General features: G+C 40.0%; 21 protein-coding genes and 1 pseudogene. 1 reads left to right on the top strand and 21 read right to left on the bottom strand.

Translation table 11 applies throughout. The features are described from left to right. Positions 1-6: 6 nt before the first annotated feature. From dltD to A5886_RS02475, 15 genes and pseudogenes are all read right to left on the bottom strand, one after another. On the bottom strand, positions 7-1266 hold the full coding sequence (gene dltD / locus A5886_RS02545) for a D-alanyl-lipoteichoic acid biosynthesis protein DltD (protein ID WP_086273496.1): 1260 nt from the start codon (positions 1264-1266) through the stop codon (positions 7-9). After that, on the bottom strand, positions 1263-1505 hold the full coding sequence (dltC, locus tag A5886_RS02540) for a D-alanine--poly(phosphoribitol) ligase subunit DltC (RefSeq protein WP_086273495.1): 243 nt from the start codon (positions 1503-1505) through the stop codon (positions 1263-1265). The genes dltD and dltC overlap by 4 nt, the downstream gene beginning before the upstream one ends. Before the next feature lie 24 nt (positions 1506-1529). Continuing rightward, positions 1530-2732 carry a D-alanyl-lipoteichoic acid biosynthesis protein DltB gene (gene dltB / locus A5886_RS02535; protein WP_086273494.1) on the bottom strand — a complete coding sequence of 401 codons (1203 nt, stop codon included), beginning with the start codon at positions 2730-2732 and terminating at the stop codon, positions 1530-1532. Beyond that, positions 2729-4246: a D-alanine--poly(phosphoribitol) ligase subunit DltA gene (dltA, locus tag A5886_RS02530; protein ID WP_086273493.1), complete on the bottom strand. Its 1518-nt coding sequence runs from the start codon at positions 4244-4246 to the stop codon at positions 2729-2731. The genes dltB and dltA overlap by 4 nt, the downstream gene beginning before the upstream one ends. A gap of 11 nt (positions 4247-4257) precedes the next feature. Beyond that, a pseudogene (locus tag A5886_RS02525) lies at positions 4258-4362 on the bottom strand (teichoic acid D-Ala incorporation-associated protein DltX); the annotation flags it as partial. Positions 4363-4659: 297 nt separating this feature from the next. Then, positions 4660-5361 carry a response regulator transcription factor gene (locus A5886_RS02520; RefSeq protein ID WP_086273491.1) on the bottom strand — a complete coding sequence of 234 codons (702 nt, stop codon included), beginning with the start codon at positions 5359-5361 and terminating at the stop codon, positions 4660-4662. Position 5362: 1 nt separating this feature from the next. Continuing rightward, positions 5363-6823 (bottom strand): sensor histidine kinase, encoded by a 1461-nt coding sequence (locus A5886_RS02515; protein WP_086273490.1) that lies wholly within the window; start codon positions 6821-6823, stop codon positions 5363-5365. Between the two features lie 191 nt (positions 6824-7014). Continuing rightward, the gene (locus tag A5886_RS02510; RefSeq protein WP_086273489.1) at positions 7015-7554 is read right to left on the bottom strand and encodes a GNAT family N-acetyltransferase; all 540 of its coding nucleotides are present in this window, start codon (positions 7552-7554) and stop codon (positions 7015-7017) included. A gap of 184 nt (positions 7555-7738) precedes the next feature. After that, a complete protein-coding gene (locus A5886_RS02505; RefSeq protein WP_086273488.1) occupies positions 7739-8404 on the bottom strand; it encodes a hypothetical protein in 666 nt (221 codons plus the stop codon). Between the two features lie 11 nt (positions 8405-8415). Beyond that, on the bottom strand, positions 8416-9288 hold the full coding sequence (locus A5886_RS02500; RefSeq protein WP_086273487.1) for a carbohydrate ABC transporter permease: 873 nt from the start codon (positions 9286-9288) through the stop codon (positions 8416-8418). Positions 9289-9300: 12 nt separating this feature from the next. Next, positions 9301-10203: a carbohydrate ABC transporter permease gene (locus A5886_RS02495; protein ID WP_086273486.1), complete on the bottom strand. Its 903-nt coding sequence runs from the start codon at positions 10201-10203 to the stop codon at positions 9301-9303. Positions 10204-10291: 88 nt separating this feature from the next. Next, positions 10292-11563, bottom strand: a complete 1272-nt coding sequence (locus A5886_RS02490) for an ABC transporter substrate-binding protein (RefSeq protein ID WP_086273485.1) — start codon at positions 11561-11563, stop codon at positions 10292-10294. 45 nt (positions 11564-11608) lie between these two features. Then, a complete protein-coding gene (locus A5886_RS02485; protein WP_086275961.1) occupies positions 11609-12763 on the bottom strand; it encodes a glycoside hydrolase family 88 protein in 1155 nt (384 codons plus the stop codon). Continuing rightward, entirely contained in the window at positions 12744-14582 is a 1839-nt protein-coding gene (locus tag A5886_RS02480; RefSeq protein WP_086273484.1) for a DUF2264 domain-containing protein, read from the bottom strand. The genes A5886_RS02485 and A5886_RS02480 overlap by 20 nt, the downstream gene beginning before the upstream one ends. Then, on the bottom strand, positions 14579-14965 hold the full coding sequence (locus A5886_RS02475; RefSeq protein WP_086275960.1) for a hypothetical protein: 387 nt from the start codon (positions 14963-14965) through the stop codon (positions 14579-14581). The genes A5886_RS02480 and A5886_RS02475 overlap by 4 nt, the downstream gene beginning before the upstream one ends. A gap of 249 nt (positions 14966-15214) precedes the next feature. Between A5886_RS02475 and A5886_RS02470 the strand changes: the two genes are divergently transcribed. Then, complete coding sequence (locus A5886_RS02470) at positions 15215-16258, top strand: LacI family DNA-binding transcriptional regulator (protein WP_086273483.1); 1044 nt, start codon at positions 15215-15217, stop codon at positions 16256-16258. 84 nt (positions 16259-16342) lie between these two features. Here A5886_RS02470 and A5886_RS02465 read toward each other — a convergent pair whose 3' ends face one another. The 6 genes from A5886_RS02465 to A5886_RS02440 all read right to left on the bottom strand — a co-directional run bounded on the left by A5886_RS02465 (position 16343) and on the right by A5886_RS02440 (position 24136). Next, the gene (locus A5886_RS02465) at positions 16343-18019 is read right to left on the bottom strand and encodes a heparinase II/III family protein (RefSeq protein ID WP_256926120.1); all 1677 of its coding nucleotides are present in this window, start codon (positions 18017-18019) and stop codon (positions 16343-16345) included. Next, entirely contained in the window at positions 18009-18845 is an 837-nt protein-coding gene (locus A5886_RS02460; protein WP_086273482.1) for a hypothetical protein, read from the bottom strand. Before A5886_RS02460 ends, A5886_RS02465 begins: the two co-directional genes overlap by 11 nt. Before the next feature lie 324 nt (positions 18846-19169). Continuing rightward, positions 19170-19652, bottom strand: a complete 483-nt coding sequence (locus A5886_RS02455) for a hypothetical protein (RefSeq protein ID WP_086273481.1) — start codon at positions 19650-19652, stop codon at positions 19170-19172. A 118-nt stretch (positions 19653-19770) separates the two neighbouring features. After that, positions 19771-22362: a bifunctional acetaldehyde-CoA/alcohol dehydrogenase gene (gene adhE / locus A5886_RS02450; RefSeq protein ID WP_086273480.1), complete on the bottom strand. Its 2592-nt coding sequence runs from the start codon at positions 22360-22362 to the stop codon at positions 19771-19773. A 252-nt stretch (positions 22363-22614) separates the two neighbouring features. Continuing rightward, entirely contained in the window at positions 22615-23103 is a 489-nt protein-coding gene (locus A5886_RS02445) for an NUDIX hydrolase (RefSeq protein WP_086273479.1), read from the bottom strand. A gap of 112 nt (positions 23104-23215) precedes the next feature. Beyond that, positions 23216-24136, bottom strand: coding sequence for a glycosylasparaginase (locus A5886_RS02440; RefSeq protein ID WP_086273478.1), 921 nt, complete (start codon positions 24134-24136; stop codon positions 23216-23218). Positions 24137-24150: the final 14 nt, after the last annotated feature.

The raw sequence follows: 24150 nt of genomic DNA, 5'->3' as shown, positions 1-24150 counted from the left end.
GGCTGTTTATTCTAGCGGGTCTTGTTCTTGCCATTCTTTGGATAAGAACTGATTATTGATTTTATAGCTGGGTGCCTGACGCGGCGCTTCAAGAAATGTCTTGATTTGCGCATCAGCAGTGAGCCATCCTTGCCACCCCAAATGGATCGTATCTTCCATAAAATAATCAACATTCCCTTGATCAGACAAATCATCGATCGATGTGAATCCTTGACTCTCCAATTGGTGGCGAATTTTTTGGGCAAACCCACTTAAGACGGATTGAGGCAATCCGGTGTAGTCCATCCATTTTTGATTGATTGGCGGGATGATAAATAAGACATCTACCTTATTTTCAGCAAAAGCATTCAGAACCAATTGAAAATCACTATATTCTGGTCCATAGCGATACTCCCACTCGGCTTGTGAGCCTGCCATCTTGCCGATTTTATTTTTGAGGTGCGCATTATAAAAGCTGTTTTTGATACCAAATGTATTGTTATTTGTTTCTTGTTGTCCTTGTTCATTGGCTAGTGCATACAATTGGTCCCTATCATCCTTGTCAGGCAACAGAGTAGCGGCTTGATCAATCTTGCCTTGCAAATTGTGCTGCAACCCAATCCCACTGAACAAATCGTCTTCTCTTGTCAACAACAGCAGTTGCAGCTTCATCTGGGTCACTTGCCAAGCGGTTGGCAAATGCCCGACTCGCACTTCTTTGAGGGCGGATGCGGTCAAGTTGTCTTCTGCTACTTTACTAAAGGATAGCAAACGATTGGCATAATATACGTCCGTGTCCGATACATGCGTCATCGCAATCAACCAATCGTACACCTGTTGTTCTGAGTAATGGTGGTTAAAATAGGACTCTTTGATGCCTTTGGGCACGAACCATTGCGGCGATACAATGAAGACCGCTTTTTTTCCAGTCAACTCTTTGGCCATTGACCGAATGATGCTATATTGCGTCAAGGACTGGGTCCCTGCTGCACCCAGCAGAAACGGCGTGTAGCCGCGGTTGTATTTTTGTGCCAAGACAGAGGGATGAAAGGAACTGATTCGGTTCAATTCTGATGAGCCGAAAAAAGGCACATATTGCCCAGATGCTATGGCTTCATTTTTGATCGTGTCTCCTTGAAAAACCGCATCGGTCATGGCTGTCGATGCATGAGCCAGTGTTGCAGGGTTATGGCTGTTGATCTTCCAGGGCCCAAGAAACAGTCCTGCCAAAAGCACCAGTGCACAAATAAGGGGACCGAAAATAATACCTAATCGCTGTTTGATCATATGGTTTCTAACGCAGCTACTTTCGCCATGATTTTCGCTGGCGTGGCCCATTCTGTACGCTCAAATTCTGAAACAGGGAATTGAATCCCCAACTGCCCTTCTAATTCTACGAGTAATTGCACTGCGCCTAGAGAATCCAATAACCCTTCCTCAAATAAGTCGATCTCGGTATTTTCTCTTACTTCATCACTACCTGTGATATCTGCTAAAATTGCGGCAACTGCTTCATTTGTATGCATATTTGTATGCTCCTTTTAGTTATATTATTTACACCCTAGTTGTGCCAAGATCCCTGAGAAAATCAAGAAACTGAAACAAACGGCATGAAAAGTAATCCCTATCCCAAGGGCCTTGGTCCATCGATTAGATGGAAGCGGTTGGGAACGTTTCTTTTTCCAGCGCAGCCACGCATCATTGATACAAATCAAACTTGCGTGATACGCGCCATATAATAAGTAATACCATGTCAGCCCATGCCAGACACCCATCAAGAGGAAGAGGGCAAAATAGCCGACATTTGAGGCGAGGATGCGGCTTTTGAAGACTTTCTTTTTGAGCAAAGTGAACATCAATCGCATATATACATAATCTCTAAACCAAAACGATAGACTCATATGCCATCGATTCCAAAATTCTTTGATATTTGGAGATAGGAACGGTTTATTGAAGTTAGCCGGTGTGTCATACCCCATAAAATTGCTTATGGAAATGGCAAATAGGCTGTACCCGGCAAAGTCAAAGAACAAGTATAAACTGTAAACATACATATACCCCAACATGCCCCAGGATAAGAAGCCATGGTCAAGGGCCTCGCGGGTAACGACCGGCAGCAATACTTGTCCGAAAAAGTATCCCAAAATGAATTTATACAATAAACCGAGCATCAGTTTGCTGACACCTTTTTCTAAATAAACCAGATAGTCTTCTTTAGATGGCGGATGCAGCAAGTCTTTTTCAAATCGACGATACCGGTCAATCGGTCCTGACGAAATCGTAGGAAAGAATAGTAAAAATTGGATATACCGCCAAGGATGATAGGTTTTGACCATCCCGTCACGCATCTCCATGATCAGCTGAACGGACTTGAATGTCAGATAGGAAATCCCTAAAAAATTCATGATCGACCCATGCCCGGTCATGAACGGTGTGACTTTCACGAACGTAAGGGGCAGGATGGCTAGACAAACAGCTGCATAGAAAAGACCACTGCTGTTTTTTTGTTGTCTTAATTTGTGGTACCCATAGACCAAAAGCGTTTGAAAGAGGACATAGCCAATCAAAGCCACGCCTTGTTGCCATAATGCACCGCCAAAACTCACATACAATACAGCACAGGTCACAAGGATTTGATACCATTGCCATCGTACGCCTTTAACAAGCAAGAGGACAACCATAGGGATCATTGCCACTAACAACCATAAAAAATACCCCGGATTTGCATATGGAATCATATGGGGAATCATCATGATGGGTTCACCTCATGAATCAACGTTTTGCGATCGATTTTGCCATTAGCTGTTTGCGGCAATCGTGGGACATAAACCATTTTTTGCGGAATCATGTAAGCCATCAATGTTTGACCAATCGATGCTTTGACGGCTTTGGTCAATTGGTATTCTTTCTCGAAGGTGTGGTCTGCCGGTACAACATAGGCAATCAATTGCTCGACTTTGTTTTCTCGATACTTTGGTACGACAACTGCTTCTTTGACCCAGGGGCTTTCACACAAATGGTGATCAATCTCTTCTAATTCCATCCGATAGCCATGGAACTTGATTTGAAAATCTAAGCGTCCTTCGTAAAGCAACAGGCCCTCTTCCGTCAGCTGACCACGATCGCCTGTGCGATAGGCCGGTTGCCCATCGATCGTAACGAATGCTGCAGCTGTCTTCTCGGGATTGTTTAGGTACCCTTTGGATACACTCGGTCCGCTGATCACGATTTCTCCCAGCTGCCCTGCGTGTAACAGCTGCCCATCCTCCATGATCGACACGACAGTATCTTCTTTGATATAACCGATTGGTACACGCGAATAGTCCGCTAAGATCTGCTCGGTGATTTCGACCTGAGAAATAGCTACGGTTGCTTCAGTCGGGCCATAGGTATTAAATATTTTGGCTTGCGGGAATCGCGTCAATAATGCGTGTGCTGTTTTTTTAGGTAGTTCTTCCCCGCAAAATAAGAAATGGGTCATTCCCGGCAAATGAGATTGATCGAAGTTCGGTTCCATTAAACAGATATTCACAAATGATGGCGTAGAGACCCACACATTGATGGGCAATGTTGGTAACACTTGAAACAACTGCTTGAAATTATTGACGACTGCTTTCGTTAGTGGAACCAAACAGCCACCTGAAGTCAGCGCAGGATACAGATCCATTACCGAAAGATCAAAAGAATAAGGGGCTTGAGCCAAGTAGGCCATACCCGTTTGCAAATCAAAATCTGACAGCGTCCAATTCACAAAACTCAACAGATTGCTATGGCTGATCTGCACCCCTTTGGGTACCCCAGTCGTTCCTGAGGTAAAGATAATATAATACGTGTCATCCTCTGATCGCGGGACATTTTGCCAACGTTGGGATGGTCCCTGATAGATGGCGTGCAATTGCTCTAAGTCGACTTGCTTCACATCGACTGTTGGACCTTGCCAGTCACCGATCGTCACCATCATTTCAGGTTGCGCAACAGACAGAATCAACTCAATTCGTTCTTGCGGTGTGGTGGTTTCGATTGGAATATATGCCCTGCCGGATTTAGATGCCGCCAAAAAAGCCACCAACATATCAAATTCCAATTCACCAAAGACAACGATGGGGCTGTTGGTTGTCAGGTTTTCCTCAAAATAATGAGCCAACTGGTTGGCACGATGCACCAATTGATGATACGTATACACCCGCTCTGATTCTCGGTAGACTTCTCTGTCAGGCGCATTAGCAGCCCACGTATCAATGGCTTCGATTATTGCATTCACTTTCATCGTGCTTCCTCCTAAAATTCATTGTAGATAAAGGTACCACCTTGTACATTTTTGTAATGGTACAGATAGATCAGTAAGAGGAAAATACAAAAGTAAAAAAGTGTCTTTGCGATAAAGAGACTGATACCCTTTACTCGGCTATCTTTTGTGCGTGATTTCACCAAACTCCTCCTTTTTGCTACATTCATTTTAGAGGGAAGGAATAAATTAAATAGCGCCAAAAGATAAACAATTGTTAAACTGGTTATAAACTTTTTATTTCAAATATTAGCTTTTTTTTAACCTGCTTACATTTTTGTAATCTAACATTTCCGTGATTCGATTGCGCTTTTTTTCGCATAAAAAAAAGACCATTTGTCACAAAACAGTCGTTTGTTTTGTGACAAAAATCGTCTCTCTTTACTTGATCGATATTATGCTTGAAAGCGATAGCCTGCGCCCCAAACAGTTTGGATATATTTAGGGTTGGTTGGATCTTCCTCCACCCGTTCGCGTAATCGATTGATATGCACGGCAACGGTGCGGATATTGCCTAACGCATCCATCCCCCAAATTTTTTCATATAATTGTTCTTTGCTAAACACAATTTCTGGATGTTCCATCAAGAAGAGCAGCAATTCGTATTCTCGATGCTTACATTCAACCTCGATGTTGTCGACAAATACACGATGGGTTTGTGAGTTAATGCGAATATTGCCTAAAGCAATTTCCCCTTCGATTTTTGGTTCAGTCATCATCGTACCCTTGATTCGTTTGTATTGGGCAATATTGGCTTTGGCCCGCGCCACCAACTCCGTCGGAGAAAACGGCTTAGAGATATAGTCATCTGCACCTATCCCCAATCCCCGCAGTTTTTCGAGCTCTTCAGACTTTGCTGTGACCATAATGATCGGGATATCGACTTTTTGTCGAATCCTTCGGCAAATCTCATACCCGTCCATTCCCGGTAACATGACATCTAACAAAATCAGCTGATAGGTTTGCGAGAGGGCCTCTTGGTACCCTTCGAGCCCATTGTTTGCAATATAGACTTGGTAGCCTTCCATTTCCAAGAAATCTTTTTCGATCATTGAAATATCTTGATCATCCTCGATAATCAGTACGTTGGTACACATCCTATTGGTCGCCTCCTTCGATTGGCAAGACGATAACGATTGCCAAACCGCCATCTGCTTGATTGTGGGCACAAATACTGCCATTGAATCCTTCAATGATTTTTTTGGAAATGGCAAGTCCTAGACCATTCCCTTTGCTTGGATTTGAGCGGGCATGGTCGTCCCGGTAAAATAGTTCAAATAAGTTCTCTAAATTTTCTGGTGCGACACCAGGCCCATTATCCACGATTGATAAGATCAAATACCTTTTTTCCATCCGATAACTGACAGTGACTCGTTTATCCTTATGCGGTACATACTTGCGGGCATTTTCAAAAATATTCGTCAACACGGTTCTGAATTGTACAGAATCAACAGCGAGCAGCACATCGATATCTGGTACAGACAAGGAGATGGTTAAGCCCTTTTCAGCATATTCCGCTGCAATTTGTGTCACATAATCATCAATCAACTTCTTATTGCTGGTTTTTACGATATTAAAAGGAAATTCATTGGTATCCAGCTTTGAGAATAAAAAGAGTTGCTCAATGATTTGATTGAGATCGGCAATTTTTTTCTTGATGATCTCATAATATTTGGCCTTCATTTCTGGTGTATTGGCAATTTCCAACTCCAGTCCTTCAACATAGGCTTTGATCGAGGTGAGTGGCGTGCGTAAATCATGAGATATTCCAGCAATCAATTCACGGCGGCTGCCCTCTAATTTTTTTTGCGTATCCATCATTTGTTTCAACTGACTCGCCATCCCGTTAAAGTCCCTGGCAACAGACAGAAATTCATCTTCTTCTCTATAAAATATCCGATAACGCAAGTTCCCCTCGCGAATTTCTTCAAAGCCTACTGTCAGCAAGGTCAACGGTTGCGTGATACTTTTCAACATGTAGCGGGTTAAATATCGGCTCGTCAATATAATGACGCCTATGACACCAATCACTATCGCACCTATGATCCATGTTAACGTTGCTTGATAGTCACGATCCCACAATGGATCCTTATAGTATAAGTCATTATAATAATTTGAATTGACCAAAATCACTTTATACTGATTGACATAAAAGCTTTTCAAAAAAGTTTCGTCTTTCAAGTAACTGTGTTCGCCCGGTTCTCTCAACGCGACATCTTTCATCTTTTTGTCTTTTACCACACCTGCAGAAGCAACCAATTCATCGCCATCATAGACGAATAAGGCAATATCATCACTCAAACTTGTTCTTTTGAAATGGCGCACATCATGTTTGATCATTTTGTCGGTTCCCTCATCACCAGACCATTTTCTGATAAGACTTTCGACCGTCGCGTATTGGACACGAAACTCTGTGTTCTTGGCCATCGCACCTTCATCAACGCCCCAGTAATAATGCCAAACCAGAAAGAAAGTCAAAGAGGATACCACGATGCTCAAGATCACAGGCACGATGATCATTAAGATATGTGAGATGTATAACCGTTGCTTAATCGTCATGTATTGGCCTCTTTTCCTTTGCTCTTTCGGTCGTTACCGATGATTTTAACTACATGGGGTCAGAGCGTTATCTCCCTTTAACTGCTGATGAAATAAAAAGTGAATGCATACACCATTTATACTAACAAAAATAAATAAACAAAGAGTAAACAATTTCTAAAATATCCATAAAAAAAGACGATCCAATCGAATCATCTTTTTTGTTGCCATTCTTCCCGCAACACCCCGTATTTTATCGAATCATAATACTGTCCTTGCCAAAACCGGACTTTCCGAATCTGCGCTTCTTTGGTCATGCCGAGCTTTTCACCAAGCTTCATCATCCGATGATTTCCCGACCATGTGGTGTAGCCAATTCGTTGAATATTGGGGGTACGTTGAAATAAATAGCTGACCCATTGTTTGATTGCTTGACTGCCTACCCCTTGATTCCAAAGCTGCGGGTCGTAGATGGCAATCCCAAATTCCAACCACTGGCGAAGATCATTATCTTCCCAATACGCCGTCACGATACCAACCAAACGATTGTCTGCATAGATGGCATTGCGCAATGGATTGTCAATACAACTCTTGCCGAACCCGGTTCGAAAGTCTTCCCATGTCAAAACTGGATCTTGAAAATATGGGCCATCCCACTTCATCCATTCTAAATCAGCTAGTGGGCCATAACTCACCGCCCAAAGCTCAGGGAGATTGCCTTCTGTGATTGGTCTTAAAACGATTTCAGTCATTGTGCACCTCCAAAAAAAGCCGCCTGAATTGGCGGCTCGCTTTTTCATATTGTACTTGATGCTTCGTTTGGTTTCAATCGATACAACTTAAATACATGACATTCGTTTCTCGTTGTTCACTTTAAATTGTCCTCATATATCTTATCCCATAAAAGCCTATTGTCCAGTTTTTCAAAGTAAAAGACTAATTACTTTTTGGCCGTCCTGTTTGATAGAGGTTCAAATAAATCAAACCAGTCAATAAGATCGGTGAAATCAGAAGACCGATTTGTGGTTTGATAAAAATCAGAACCACTAGAACAGCAAATAGAACGAAATTGATCAAACTGAAATACCATTTCCTGACTAGATAATAAAATGACATCATCAATACAGCTTTCACTTGCGCTTGAGGATTCCTCACTTGAAAATACCAACTATAGGTACTTAAGCCAATTGATAAGAAAGCTAAAACCAAAAAGAAAGGGTAAGTCCAATGGCCATTAGAAATATAACTGAATGCACGCATATCAACAATAGCGATCATTGTTCCGGACCAACCAATCAGCCAATACAAAAAGCCTTTTATACCAAATGATTTCATGGAACGAAAATAAGTTTTGACAGGTGCAATGTCTTTTTCTCTGATCCATTGATCAATAAACGCAATCAAGCTAATCATGGCTGAGCCTAACCACAAACTTGACACGGCAAACCAAAAGATATTTCCTGGATTGATAGCCAAAAAGAGCGCCACTACCGAAAGTGGGAAAATAGCTACCCAAAAACAAAGATTGGCAATCAATCCCGTATACAATATTTGGAATACCTTCATATAGATATTGTTATCAAATGTTGGTTTTGTAAACATCCGCTTTCACCTCAGTTTTTCATACCAGAAGTTGCAATACCTTCAACAAAATACTTTTGCATAGCCAAAAATACTATCCCTACAGGTAGAATTGATACCACAGATGCTGCCATAATCAATGCATATTCAGCATCGTATAAACCAACAAACATTTTCAATCCCAACTGAATCGTTTTGTTTTCAGTTGAAGACAAATAGATGAATGGTCCCATATAGTCATTCCACGTATTTACAAATGTGATGATTGTTAAACTCGCCAAAGCTGGTTTAGTAAGAGGTAATATGATTTTCCGATAAATTCCCCATTCGCTCAATCCATCGATTCGCGCGCTTTCACACAAAGAATCCGGTATGCTGCTGTAATACTGCTTTAATAAAAATACTCCAAAAGCACTAAACGCTTGCAACAAAACTAATGACCATAATGTGTCTGTCAGTCCAAATTGCCTCATCATAATAAACTGAGGAATCATATAAGACTGCCACGGTATAGCAATCGTACCAATATACGTCAAGAATAATAGATCCCGACCTTTAAAATTCATTTTTGAAAATCCATATGCTGCAAAACTTGATGTAAACAATTGAATCAAGGTAATGACGATACTTAAGAATGCAGTATTCTTAAAAAATGTCAGCAATGGAATTCTATCCCAAATCACTTGATAATTTTCAGGATGCCACGTTTTGGGAATCCATTGGATTGGTACACTAAATACATCATTATTTGTTTTGAACGACGCTGAAAGCATCCATATAAAAGGGACCAATGTCACTAATGCTAAAATCGATAACACGATGATCAACACTATACTGCTAAGTGTCACTTTTTCTTTGGCATTCTTTTTGATTTTTGTTTCTTCCTTAGTAAGTGCATTTTCCATTATAGTCCCTCCTTACACTCTTTCTTGTCGTTGATTCCATTTAAATTGGATTACTGTAATACCCAAAACAATAATAAATAAAATCATCGCTATCGCTGAGGCATATCCAAAGTTAAACTTTACAAATGCTTCGTTATAAATGTTATAAACAAGAACATTCGTTGCACGTCCCGGTCCCCCAGCAGTCATCACTTGAACCAAATCAAATATTTTAAAACAATTGATGACTAACATGATTGATACAAAGAATGTCGTCGGCCGTAATGATGGCAAAGTGACGTTAAGAAATTGCTTCCATTTATTTGCCCCATCCATTGAAGCTGCTTCATATAATTCTTTAGGTACACTCTGCAAACCAGCCAAATATAAAATCATATAATAGCCCATTCCACGCCATACACTAACGATAACGATTGCGGTCAGTGCCCAATCTGAACTAGATGTCCAACCTGGAGGATTTTCTATAAATATTTTTAAAAATTGATTGATTGGTCCCATTGTTGGATGAAACAGCATATTCCATACTACCGCGATTGCAACCAACGAAGTAACATAAGGAAAGAAAAATGCAGTTCTGAAAAATTTGATGCCGCGGATTTTCTTATTCAATAGAATTGCTAACCCAAGTGAACAGACCAAAGTCAAAGGTACAACACCTATTGTGTATAGAAAGGTATTTTTCAATGAAATCCAAAAAGTCTCATCGCCTACCATTTTTGTAAAGTTCTTAAAGCCAACAAATTCAGGTGCACTAAATGAATCCCATTCCATAAAGGCTAAAATCAAAGAAAAAACAACTGGGATCAATGTGAACAAAAAGAAACCAATAAAGTTTGGTGCAATAAATGACCATGCGGTCCAAGTATTTTTACGCCGTAAACGACTTGCTGTTTTTGTTTTTGAGGTAATTTCCATATTTGCTCCCTACTGTATGACCAGCAGGTGCCCCCTTTCATTTCTACCAGAGAAGAGGCGAATAGCACGCTCTCTTCTCTAGAAAAAGTTATTCGATTTCAGACTTTACACGTTTTTCCATATTTGCAATACCTTCTTTAGGTGTTTCGTCACCAACCATAATCAAATCATGCTCTTCTTGTAACACTTTATCAATCGCTGGCCCATTTTCATCCACTGGAAATTCAATTGCAACTTTTTCAGGATTAAAGGCTTTTTTTGACACTTCATCAGCAGGCATCCCTTCACGTGAGAAGTATAATTCATCGATTGCATCGGTTTTATAAGAAGGTACAACTCCGACTTCCGCTAATACTTTTGCGCCTTCTTCTCCAGAACAAAAGTCTAAGAATTTTTGAGCAGCTTCTTGATTTTTAGAGTTTTTGTTGATTGCATAGGCAGTAGGTGAACCAAATGTCGTCACATCACCTTTTTCATTTTGTGGTATTTCAGCAATTCCCCACTCAACATCAGTTTTACCATCGTCGATATTTGTCATTAGAGCACCCATGTACCAAGTACCCATATACATCATAGCTGCTTTGCTATTTTCAAATTGTGATTGATACGTTACCTTCGTTGATTTTGCAGTACCAAAATCCATTTGTGATTGGCTGTCTTGCATTCTTAAAGCACGATCATAATAACTTTCTAAATAATCGTAAGACGGATCAACAAGATTTGCATCATTTTGAGCAGCAGCAATGGCTTGGGTCGTTGAGCGCCATGTATGTTGGTATGCCCCATATACTTGGTCATCAGGATTAGATAATTTTTTGGCTAATTCTTCGTATTCATCCCAAGTAATATTGGTAGGATAATCTAATCCCGCATCGTCAAACATTTTTTTGTTATAATATAGAACCCAAAAATCTGTCCGATAGGGTTGTGCATATGTTTTGCCATCTACATCATACATTTCGTAACTTGCTTGTGCTGGATCTGTATCAATTGATGATATGTGATCAGTTAAATCAACCAATTGATCACGCAATGCATAGTTAGAATATGACAATAAATTCTTCATGGTTAAAATATCTGTGGTATCACCGGAGGAAAGCATGGTCGTAAGTTTTGTATCGTAATCATCAGAAGCAATATCAACCGGCTCCACAGTAATCCCAGGGTTTGCATCTTCAAAAGCACGAAAAAGTTTTTCAAACTCAGGTGTCGTATCATAATTCCATGTTGTGACTGTCAACTTGATATCGCCGTCTGCCGATGAATCGTTATCCGAGGATGAATCTCCACCACAAGCTGCTAAAGTTGCGACTGCACCAAACATTGCGACTGCCATAAATCCTTTTTTCCACAATTTCATTTTAATTCCTCCATTATATAAATTTTTTGGGGATATCCCATTGAATTACCAATACATATACCAAGATTGTGTTAGGCGTGTTAGCGCTTCTAGGTAAAAATAATCTCCCCAGATCATGCACTCATCCACACCTTTGTTTGTATTTTTGTCATAGACGCCATGCAATAAGAGCCCGTTAGATTGTGGCGTATGTTTAGTTGTATAGTTTTCTGCTAATACTGCCATCATTTCTAGTGCAACGCTTTGATATAATTGGCTTTTTTCATCTGTGAGTGGCAAGTGTTTTGCTAATTCCAATAATCCGCAAGCGGCGATTGCAGCCGATGAACTATCTCTTTCCTCATTACTTCCGTCGTTAAAAATCAGATCCCAATAACAGACTTTATCTTCTGGTAAATTTGCAATGAAATAATCCGCTACTTGTTTTGCAGTTTCTAAAAAGCTGTAATCTCCAGTATAGAGATAACTGAGAGTAAAGCCATAAATTCCCCACGCTTGACCACGTGCCCAACAGGATTCATCGGAAAAGCCTTGTTGTGTTTTTCCATATAGCGGTTCACCAGTTTCTGTATCAAAATAATAGGTATGAAATGTTGTCGCATTGTCCCTCACAATATATGTTTGTGTTTGTTTCGCATGAGCGTAAGCCGCTTCTCTATATTTAGGATCTCCCGTTTCTCTGGATGCAAAATAAAGCAACGGCAAATTCATTAAGCAGTCGATGATCATCCGTCCTCTTTGTTCCGGATCATTCAGATCACCCCAAGCTTGAATGATTCTTGCCTTTGGTGAATATCGTTCCATCAACAAATCAGCAGCTTCTAAAGCCATATCTCTTGATGATTCACGACCATTGATCTGATAATCAGCCAATGCTGATAAAATGTAGAGAAAACCAATGTCATGCGTTTCTAATGCTATCTGATGATCTAATCGATGTTGAAAGGCTCCTATCTGATGGTCGATGACATGATCAAAGTCATCCCCTTGACTCAATTCTTTGCATAAAAACAACATGCCGCTCCAAAAACTAGCCGTCCAATCTGTATTTTCCTCAGGTTGATATACTTGATCAACACTTGCAGCTGTCGGAACCAAATCCGTGAAAGAATTTAAATTTCTTTCTACCTTTTCTAATACAAACGCTACTTCTTCTTGTAACCACTCTTTCGTTATTCTTTCACTTGTTGCCTTGCTCATCTTCATCTTTTCCTCCCGCCAAAGCAACGACGATTTTCGTTTCAGACTGCTTGATCGTCAATTGCCCACTGCTTTGTTTTATTTCTACTGATTGTGCGTTCTCATGAGGTAGCAAACCAGTAACAACTGATACCAATAAATAATTTCCACTAGCTTTCTTTACCTTCAAATGAGGGAGTAACGTTGCTGGGAAAAACAGATTCGTATTTGGTTCTGTCCTAACTACGCTACTTTCTTCAAAACCAAAGATAGATTCTATTTTCGAGTAGCCTATAGCATTTGTAACAGAGGCTGTACCCTTGCGTTGTACCACATCACTATTTTTTTGTGGCGTGGAGAAACCACCCTCATACAAATATAAAGAACGCGCTGACTGCACTTCATGAATTCTCACATGGCAACCTTCCAGAGGAATGATCGTGGATTTGATATGAACATCTGACCAAGGAGACCATTCGTGAACAATACGATCAGGCTTTATATCAAAGAAATTCCCCAATTCTTTTGTTCGGAAATAATGATCATCTTCTGACAAAGCTAAGCAATTATCAAAATTACCTTCGTAATACCAATAATTACTTTTTGGTACGCTATTGCCAAAAATGGAAGAATAGACAAATTTACTGTACTTACTATTTGCATGACTCTGATTATTGATGAATTGACCTGCTGGAAACATTAGTGCATGGGTCAAATCCGAACTATATTGATAATAATTTCTACTAATTGGATGGGGATACTTTTTCGCTTTCACTTGCAATGGTTGTGATTTCGCTTGCCAATATGGATGCTCTTTCGATACCGCTAATAAAAGAAATGTTTTAAATGCCCAATAAGGAGATCCTGGAGCGTTATAGCCTTCAGCAAAGACCAAATTTTGATAATAGTACCCCACAGACAGTAAACCCTCTGGTGTAAAAATATCTTGTTGCATCCAATGATGCAGATGGCGACTAATGATTCCTTTGATTTCGCCCCAAGGTAACGCTTCCACACCTGCGAATACCAAAGCACTGAAAAACGAAACCTGTGCGAAGCGATAAGATAAGCTTCTACCGAAAGGAACTGCTGCTCCTGTTGCAGAAAACCAGTATTTAAAAGTTTGGGCAAACTGAATCGCACGTTCCTTAAAACGTTGACCACGCGCTTCATCTTCTGGCACTAATTTGTAATAAAGCAAACTATAGTAGTGTATGGCAAAGGATACATAATAATCTATCTGTGTTGGCACACCATCAAAATACCAGCCATCCCCCAAATAAAAAGTTTCAATCATCGCAAAATCTTTATCAATCTGTTCTTGAGAGTAGGACATGTCACATTTCTTCATTGCAGAATTGACTAATATACGAAAAAAATGCCAATTGTTCGCAGGTATCTCGTGATCATTCGCTTGAATCAGCCAAGCATGTACATTTTTTTGCTGCTCTTGACTCAGCTTCATCCACGTCTTTTCCTTGTTTAATAAGAACAATGTACTTAATGAGGCCATTTCGACGATTCGCTGATCAGAATCTTGGACTATTCCCCAATAGTTTGGATCATTAGGATCCGTACCAGCTATGATTCCCTCCATATACTTTGCTAAGAACGGACTATCATTTTGCGTAAGAAATGGACCTAATCCCCAAAGAGGCCTTAAAAAAGCTTCCATATTTTGAATTTTTTTGTCATATACACTTCCGTGGGTTCCTAAATCTAATCCTCCCGCAGTTTCTGAATGAAAATATGGATGTAAAACATCCAACATGTCATTAAACCCTTCCGCTACTTCTTCATATTGTTCAAATGGATTACCCTTAATTCTTTTATTGATCATCGTCCAGTATTCCTTTCTATCAACGTTCCTTTAATAAATCCATAGTATTCTCCATAAACAGTGACTTCATCATTAAGATACAGCGTTGTTTCTTGTTGATTAAATATTTGGTATTTCGCCGAATCTGTTTGTAGAACAAAGCGATCTCCTTTCCGGATTTCTTCACTTTGACTATCCGTATCAGTAATTTTTCCAGTCATTTGAATCCATTCATTTAAAGGAACTTCCCCATCTTGATACGCACGGTCAGGATATATTGTCGCTGCTGTTTTCAATTTCGTTGTTGCCTCTAGAGAAAATTCTCTCACCTGTGTTTCTTCATTTTGGATACCGCATCCACTCAGTATAAGTATCGCCACAAATAAAAATAACAATTTATACATTTTCAAAATGAATCACCCCACAAATTAAAACGCTTTCTTCAAAAATCATCATACTTAATTTTAGGAAAAAAATCAATACTTTTCCTAAAATTAAGTAAAATTTTTCTTCGGACGCGATTTAACTATTGGTTTTTTTAGTAAAAAGAAATATACTAGAGAGATGTGTATAAGAGACAGATTTAACTATTGGTTTTTTTAGTAAAAAGAAATATACTAGAGTTATTAAGTTATTTAGAAGGAGGTATTTGTTTGGCCACGATTACTGATATAGCATCCATTGCTGAAGTTTCAATCTCCACTGTTTCGAGAGTCTTAAATTATGATCCTAGCCTTTCTGTGACTGAGGAAACCAAGCGCAAGATATTCGAAGCTGCTGAGAAGTTGAATTATACCAAGTACAAAACCAAACAAAAGCAGAAAGTCATTGCGCCAATCAAACAGCAAAAAAAAGAAATCTCGATTGGGATCGTTCAATGGCGTATCGATGACGAGGAACTAGAAGATATTTATTACATGTCAATTCGCATGGGTGTGGAAAAGCGTGCAGCTGAATTAGGCTGCGACTTATTGAAAATTTCTCAACTAGATCCTAATGTGATTCAAGGGTTAGATGGATTATTAGCGATTGGAAAATTCACACAAGAAAAAGTTGCCGAACTCCATTCATTACATCCTAATCTTTGTGTGATTGGCAGTAACTTTCCTTTAGATGATTATGATTCTGTCAATACTGATTTTGCCCAAGCGACAGAATTAGCTTTAAACCACTTAATTGACTTAGGGCATCAAAAAATTGCCTTTATCGGCGCCGAAGAAAGTCAAAATATGTACGGCTATCGACGTTACAAAACACCAACAGTCAATACATATTTAGATATGATGAAACATTACGATCTGTATGACGATTCTTATTTTATTGTAAAAGAAAATAGTGCACTTGATGTGAAAACTGGTGAAGAGTTGGCATTACAAGCCTTGGACGCGTGGAAAGAATCCCTGCCTACCGCAATCCTTGCCGCAAATGATGCTTTTGCGATTGGGATCATTCACACGTTGACCGCAAAAGGAATTGCTGTACCAGAAGAGATCAGTGTGATGGGCATCAATGATATTTCTGTTTCTCGCTATGTTTCTCCACCTCTCTCCTCTGTCCGTGCGTTTACAGAAGAGATGGGCGAAACTGGAATTGAATTACTTTATAATCGCATCTCTAATCCTAGTGTTGCCCGTCGGATCTTTTTGAGTACCTACTTGATTGTCCGCGAATCTACTGGAGAACCGCGGAAAACCTAGAAATATAAACACAAAGCAACCTGTTCCTCTCCGTTTGCCTCTTTGGCACGAGAGAGAAGCAGGTTGCTTTGTATTTACTCTGTACTATCGCTTATTCCAAGAAACAACCGTTTTAATTTGATCGTCATTCCCATGCTGACTAACTACTTGAATGACATAAGCTATATGTTCAACGCCATAATGATTCTTATATGCAACAGACTGAACAGAAATTATGCCTGTAGAAAAATGCAAATGACAAACATTTTCCTCATGAATCAACCGAACAGACTGTCCTGAGACGAGCGGCTCAATTTCCGTAATGAATTGTTCCTTGACCACGTTATCCGACTGTTGAAATCGAAACTGATCAACAATGGTCATTTTATGTTCTTCTATATCAAAGGAACGAATATATGAGCTTAGATTTGCCTGCGGATAAAAATCGGTTAACCACAGAACAAAACGGCTATTTGTCACCTCTTTGACAAGGGCACGCTCTCCATATTCCTGTTGTGTGACACCATTGATCACTGGAATTGAGTGGCTACCAGCGGAAGGTACAAAAAACTGATATCTGTGCGCCTCGTCAAAATATTCTTTTGTGTATTCACCTGCACCTAAATCACTTAAAAATAAGGTGCCATCAAGTCCCAAAATAAAATGACCAACATCTAAATGATTATGACTTTCTTGATTGTGTCCACCCTTCGCAGCAAAGAATACATTTGATTTTTTGACAATCAGCCATTGCGCTGATTCATAGTAATGAAAAACATCGGCTGTAGCTTTTTTGACAATAGCGTCGTCATACCATATCAAATTCCGATACATTTGAGCGAATCGATAACAATGATCACTTTCTAAAGAACTGACACCACCAGCTAACTGTGGTACAGGAACGTGAAATTGTTGATGACAATAACTGACCAATCCACTCGATAATGAGCTGACTGCATAGTCAGAGAAAGGTACATACTTATCCAAATCAATCATCGTGTAGTACGGAAACGCCGCGATTGCTTTCACTTTTGGAAGTTCTAAATATCGCTGGTCTCCTAGCACTGCACTCAGTTTTTCAGCATAATAAATAAAGTAACCAAACCCATAATTCCAGTAGCCAACTCCCTCAACACACGCACCATCTTCGCCAAAACCATTCAGATAACTAGCCATTGACCGATCCAATCTACTGATGATTGCTGACAATCGTGCGCTATCATCAACCACATCTATAGCTGTCATTCCTATACACCCACCTATTACTGCTGACCAATTATTTTCTTTATCTTCCCATTCCCTGTTCTTACCTTCAAACGGACGTAAGATACGATACTCGATTTCCTCCAATATCCTACATTTAATTATCGGGTCAAGCCTATCACCAATCAATGTCAATAGTTCACTCAACGCCTGTCCGGTTTCAGCTGCAAACAAATCGATGGTTGTTTTGGCTTCATGGCTATAACATCCTTCTGATACTGGGAGATGTGCCGGTAAACTCCAGGTATACTCATTACATATTTCCCATAATAATTGCATAAGTAAAGTTTTCGTTTCTTCCTTTTTTTCGAGGTAATAGCCTAGACCCAACGCCACTAATTGTCTACGACGCTCAAAGTAAGCCTTCTCAAAGGTCAACCGCTCACCCGTTTCTAAAAAAGTAATGTATCCTGTATAAGGCAAATTTGGAATCACACCTTCAGAAACATATTTATTAGCTGCTTCGATTACTTCATTTTCTAATGATTTCACACTCATTCTTTTACGATTATTCCTCATAATAGCCAAATACCTCCACTTGCGTTAGCGCAGGGAATGGTGATGGATCATCTGATTGAATCAATTCACACAGCGTGATACAGGTTGTTTCTCTCTTTTCAAAATCAAATGATTGTCCAATATCCGTCTTTTTAGTTTCAAAAGTCTCACTACTGCCGTCAGAAAAGACTGCTGTTACTTTTTTCCAATAATTGTCGTGAGGAAAATCAGCTCTTAATGTCAGACGAACACGATCAACTTGAACCTCTTTTCCAAATTCAATCGTCAAAGCAGCATCTGCCTGCTGGTTGATTCCCCATGAACCGTAAGGATAGTTTCCGTGTGAGCGATTGGCAAAAATACCATCAATTGCATTACAGGCAAAGAAGGTCGCATCCTCTCTTGTTTCTACATTAGCTCGAGCATGAGGGTAAGCACCACTATCATTTTTCTGATCATGGGGGTTAAGAGCAATATTACGATAGGCACGAACTTCTGCCAAGGTAGCTACCCGTGCTTGCAAATAATGACAGTTACCTGCAAAACGAAACTTTGGTGCCGCTTCAAGAGCATTTTGCGTACGTTTTACTACATACCGCCACTCTTTCTCTTTTATATAAATCATTGTTGAATCCAACGTCTCGTCAAGTTTTACAACCAGGAAAGTATCCGCCCTATCTAATGTCACCTTGATTTCATCACCCTCTTCATAAAGATAATTCTGTAACGCAAGCTGAACAAAATCTTCTCCCGAAGCACTAATCTCTTGCTGCTTTGTATCATGAGAAAACTGACCTTCTTTTATTCTCCCCTTTTTATCTAGTATTGCCATGGTTATTCTTATCATAGATAAAACTCCTCTCTTATCATCTCTATTATAATCAACTGAGAAAAAAAGAAAACGCTTTTCTGTATTTTTTTACCTTTTTTTACTTAAAAAAGTATAAAATGATGAAAGCTTTATTTTATTTTTTTACTAAACAAAATAAAATAACAATTTTTCTGTTTATACTGCAAATACTTTTCTCATCTCTTCTAATTTTAGATACTACAACACGTTGGATATCTACCGCCTACACTGTGGTTCCTCAAACAAAAAAATAGAATCGAGTCATTTCGGATAGAAAAACTACTTCTCTACGAAATGACTCGATTCTCTTGAACGTAACTACTACTTTTTTTTGAATAAACGCTGTAAAAAACTAGTTTTTTCTACTTCTGTCGAAACATCTTCTTGGATACCCCCGGCTTTTTTAATCACTTGTTGAAAAGCCGGATTCTCTTGAAGCAGTAAACTGTTCAACTCAAGAATACCTTGCAGACTGCCATACATCCGCCGAATTTCTCCCTCTGATGCATCAAAAAAGCGGTCTCCATCTTCTTCAATTTTTTTAAGTGCTTGAATCAACCGATGAAGCGTTCCTTGTTGCTCACCTAATGTTGATGCCAATTCTTCAACTACTATTCCTTCGGTTTCTTGTTTCGGTACTAAGTCTGTAACCACAGCCAAGCTATCCAAATAATCTTTTAAATCATAAATAAAAGTTTGGGCTTGTTCATTTTTCATGAGCTGGCTATGACTTAACTCCAATTGTAACGCTTCCATTTGTGCTTGCTGCGCTTTTAGCGTTACAACTAATGCTTCTACTGACATTTAAGTCACCTCCTATATCCATTGTTACGTTTTTCTTTTGATTCGTCAAGAAAACGTTGAAAAAAGAACCAGCCCTTTGGCAGCTAAGATACCGCGGGGCTGGGTCTATTTCATTTGCTTAGCCGTTGTAGGCATCCACAATGATTTGTTTCAATTCAGAGATCAATGGTTCTTTAGGATTTGCTGTTGTACATTGGTCTTCGTATGCCAATTCAGCCATGCGATCAACCGTTGTATCTAATGTTTCTTGTGTCACACCTTGTGCTTTCAAGTTCATGTCGATACCAACAGATTTTCCTAATTCATAAACTGCTGTAGCCAACGCATCTACCAATTCAGCAGTCGTTTCTCCTTTAAGGCCTAAGAATTTCGCAATGTCTGCGTAATCTGTATCGGCACGGAAGAAATCATATTTCGGGAACATCGCATGTTTTTGCGGATCTTTGGCATTGTAACGGATGATATGCGGCAATAGAATCGCGTTTGTACGTCCGTGAGGAATACCATACTCTCCACCGATTTTGTGGGCTACAGAGTGACAAATACCTAAGAATGCATTGGCGAAGGCCATACCTGCCATTGTTGATGCATTATGCATTTTTTCACGAGATTCCATGTCTGGTGTCTTCACTGATTTTTCTAGGTATTCAAAGACCAATTTGATGGCTTGTAAGCTTAAGCCGCGGGTGTAATCAGATGCCATGACTGACACATAAGATTCAATCGCGTGTGTTAATACGTCCATACCTGTATCTGCAGTAACAGAAGCAGGAACTGACATCACGAATTGTGGATCAACGATCGCTACATCTGGTGTCAACGCATAGTCAGCCAATGGGTATTTCACATGCGTTTCGCTGTCTGTGATTACGGCAAATGGTGTCACCTCAGAACCTGTACCAGACGTTGTTGGGATACATACGAATTGTGTTTTTTCTGGTTTATCAATTTTGTATGTCCGTTTACGGATATCCAAGAATTTTTGTTTTGCGCCGAAGAATGATGTGTCTGGGTGCTCATAGAACATCCACATGCCTTTCGCTGCATCCATTGCTGAACCGCCGCCTAATGCAATCACTGTATCTGGTTTGAAATCAACCATCATTTTTGTTCCGGCATAAACGGTATTTGTTGATGGGTTTGGTTCTACATCTGAGAAGACTTCGATTTTCACATCGTTTTTACGACGGGCAAGGACTTCGCGCACGGTATCACAGTAGCCAAATTGAACCATACCTGGATCACAAACGATCATCACACGCTCAACGTTTTCCATTTTTTCAAGGTACATCAATGAATTTTTTTCAAAGAAAATTTTTGGTGGCAATTTGAACCATTGCATATTATTTCTCCGTTTCGCTACAGTTTTTACGTTGATCAAGTTTACAGCTGATACGTTGCGTGAAACAGAGTTCTTTCCGTAAGAACCGCAACCCAATGTCAATGAAGGAATCATTTCGTTGTAAATATTTCCGATTCCGCCTTCTGCTGAAGGTGTGTTGACTAAGATACGGCAGGCTTTCATGCGTAGACCAAAGGCCAATTGCAAGTCTTCGTTTTCAGTATGGATAACGGCTGTATGGCCCAATCCGCCTAAATCAAGCATTGCTTCACATTTTTGGAAAGCATCTTCTGTATTGTTGGCTTTGATCATTGCCAATACTGGAGACAATTTTTCACGAGATAATGGATAATCTGCACCGACACCCTCTAATTCTGCAATCAATAATTTCGTGCCTTCAGGAACTTTAATACCTGCTAATTTCGCGATATCCATTGCTGAATGACCTACGATTGCTGGGTTAACTGCATATTTGCCTTCATTCATGACCGCATCTTCAAGTTTTTGCAATTCTTTTGGTTTCACCACATAGACTTGATGTGCTTCGAATTCTGCTTTGACTGCTGCATAAACTTCTTTGTCGACGATCACTGCTTGTTCAGAAGCACAGATCATACCGTTGTCAAACGTTTTTGAAACGATCAAATCGTTGACCGCACGCTTTACTTTGGCTGTTTTTTCGATATAAGATGGTACGTTACCTGGTCCCACACCTAAGGCTGGTTTTCCAGTTGAATATGCTGCTTTGACCATGCCAGCACCACCAGTTGCTAATACGATCGCAATACCAGGATGGTTCATCAAAAGACCCGTTGCTTCAATAGATGGATGTTCGATCCATTGCACACAGTTTTCTGGTGCGCCTGCGGCAATCGCTGCATCACGGACGATACGTGCGGCTTCTGCTGAACATTTTTGTGCAGATGGATGGAAAGCAAATACGATTGGGTTACGCGTTTTCAATGCGATCATCGCTTTGAAGATCGTTGTTGACGTTGGGTTGGTTGTTGGTGTCACACCACAGACAACGCCCACTGGTTCTGCAATTTCAATCAGACCTTTTTGTTTGTCTTCATTGATTACGCCCACTGTTTTATCATGTTTGATGCTGTTCCAAATATATTCTGATGCATACATGTTTTTGATTGCTTTATCTTCATAAATACCACGGCCAGTTTCTTCGACTGCCATTTTCGCAAGAGGCATATGTTTGTCTAGTGCTGCCATTGCCATTTCATGCACAATGTGGTCAACTTTTTCTTGATCAAAGTTTTCCATTTCTTTTAATGCAATATTTGCTTTGGTTGCTAAATCGTCGATCATTCCTTGTACATCGATGGTTACTTCTTTTTCCAATGTCTTAGCCATTGTTGTTCCTCCTAGTTCTTAAACAAGTTTTTGTTTGTTAAGTACTTCACATATAGAATGATACAACATCTCTTTTTATTTGTAAATAGTTTTTTGTGATTTTTTTCACAGTTTTTGATATTTATTTAAATCAAGCGTTTTCATTCATTATTGTGTTGTTTTGATTGCTTCCAGTTATAGGTTTTAGTTATTATATTACATGTGTTTTTGTGAGCATGATTTCCAACGGACAACTTTATTTACATTCAATCATCAGAATATATCCTCTGACAGTACGTGCCACTCATATAATCTACTGCTATTTGTACAAAACTGCCCTTTTTGCACATAATCTACTGCTTTTAGCACTGGCAAAGAGGCATTGGTTTCGTTTAGTGCATTCAATGGAATAAATGAAGCCCCTAGGGAATCCTGTCCTTCAAAATCAACGGCTGTTTCGCAAATTTCTCCCAAAAGTTCTTCTATTTTGTAAAACACACATATATGATTATTCTCTGTTGTATCTTGATAGGTCCACGGATACAAAAAATTGACTACACCTAATTGGCTCCATTGCTTTACATGCGCGCCGGTTTCCTCTAAAATTTCCCGACAAAGGGCTTCTTCTAGCAACTCATCTGTTTCCAAACTGCCGCCAGGCAAATCGTATCGATATTGATAAGGACCAGCCTTCTTTTTGATAACCAATAATGCTTCATTTTTGACCATGATGCCATAGACACCAAATGCTGTGTGTTGCATTGTCACATTCCCCTTTCAGTGCCGTTGGCTTCATCATTTGTCTTGCACGCAATAGACTGCTGAATTTTTACTTTCTACATTCTACTTATACCGGCGCTTTGATTCTTGCTTCTTAAGCATCCAACCATTCTTGCGTGATGGGTTCGATCACTGTAGTTTGATTAGGTCCGGGGGTCGCCATAAAGATACTTGGGGCTTGTCTTTCAGTGGCTACACTAAAGGTAAATTCTACATTTGTTGCTACGCCCCACGCCCCTTGATTGTTCATTGCAATCAACGAAAAAGCGCCTGCTTTGCCCAAACGATTCCGTAACTGCTGATCAAAGCCATACACTGCTCGGTCACATGCGGCTTGGGGCGTGTGTCCATCCCCCATCAAGCGAACGATTTCATAGGATAAACATCCTTTCATCAAATCTTCGCCTAAGCCTGTTGCTGCTGCGCCGCCAATCGCACTATCTGCATAAAATCCTGAACCTGACAACGGCGAATCACCTACGCGACCAGATTTTTTCATAAACAATCCTGAACTAGATGTGCCAACAGCCATGCTTTGTTTTTGGTCCAGTGCGACAGCACAGACTGTATCATGTCCATCATAAGGATTCAACTTTTTGTCCGCAATCTCTGCCAAACGTTTTTCCCATATTTTTTTCGCCCGCGGCGTCAACATATTCTTACGTTCAAATCCTTCAAGTACGGCGTATTCAGTTGCCCCTTGCCCGACGCGAAAGCTATTGAAGGTGTCCAAGCTTAATTTTCGTGCCACGGCGATTGGATTTGCGATATCTGTTATGCCTGCCACAGCACCTATTTGGAATGTATCGCCATCCATAAACGCTGCGTCTAATTCTACGATACCTCTTTCATTGGGCAGACCGCCAAACCCTACAGATTTATAATACGGATAATCTTCTACTTTTCTGATCGCAGTTTCCACGGCATCTTTGCAGTCACCATTCCCTGCTAATATGTCTTTAGCTGCGATGACGCCATCGTGTGCCATACGCCAGGTTGCTATTGTTCCCCACATAGGTACGTTCCTCC

Source organism: Candidatus Enterococcus testudinis, assembly GCF_002140915.1.
Taxonomy (GTDB): domain Bacteria; phylum Bacillota; class Bacilli; order Lactobacillales; family Enterococcaceae; genus Enterococcus_D; species Enterococcus_D testudinis.
Note: the sequence above shows the minus strand (reverse complement) of the source record. Positions and strands in the feature narration are given on the sequence as shown.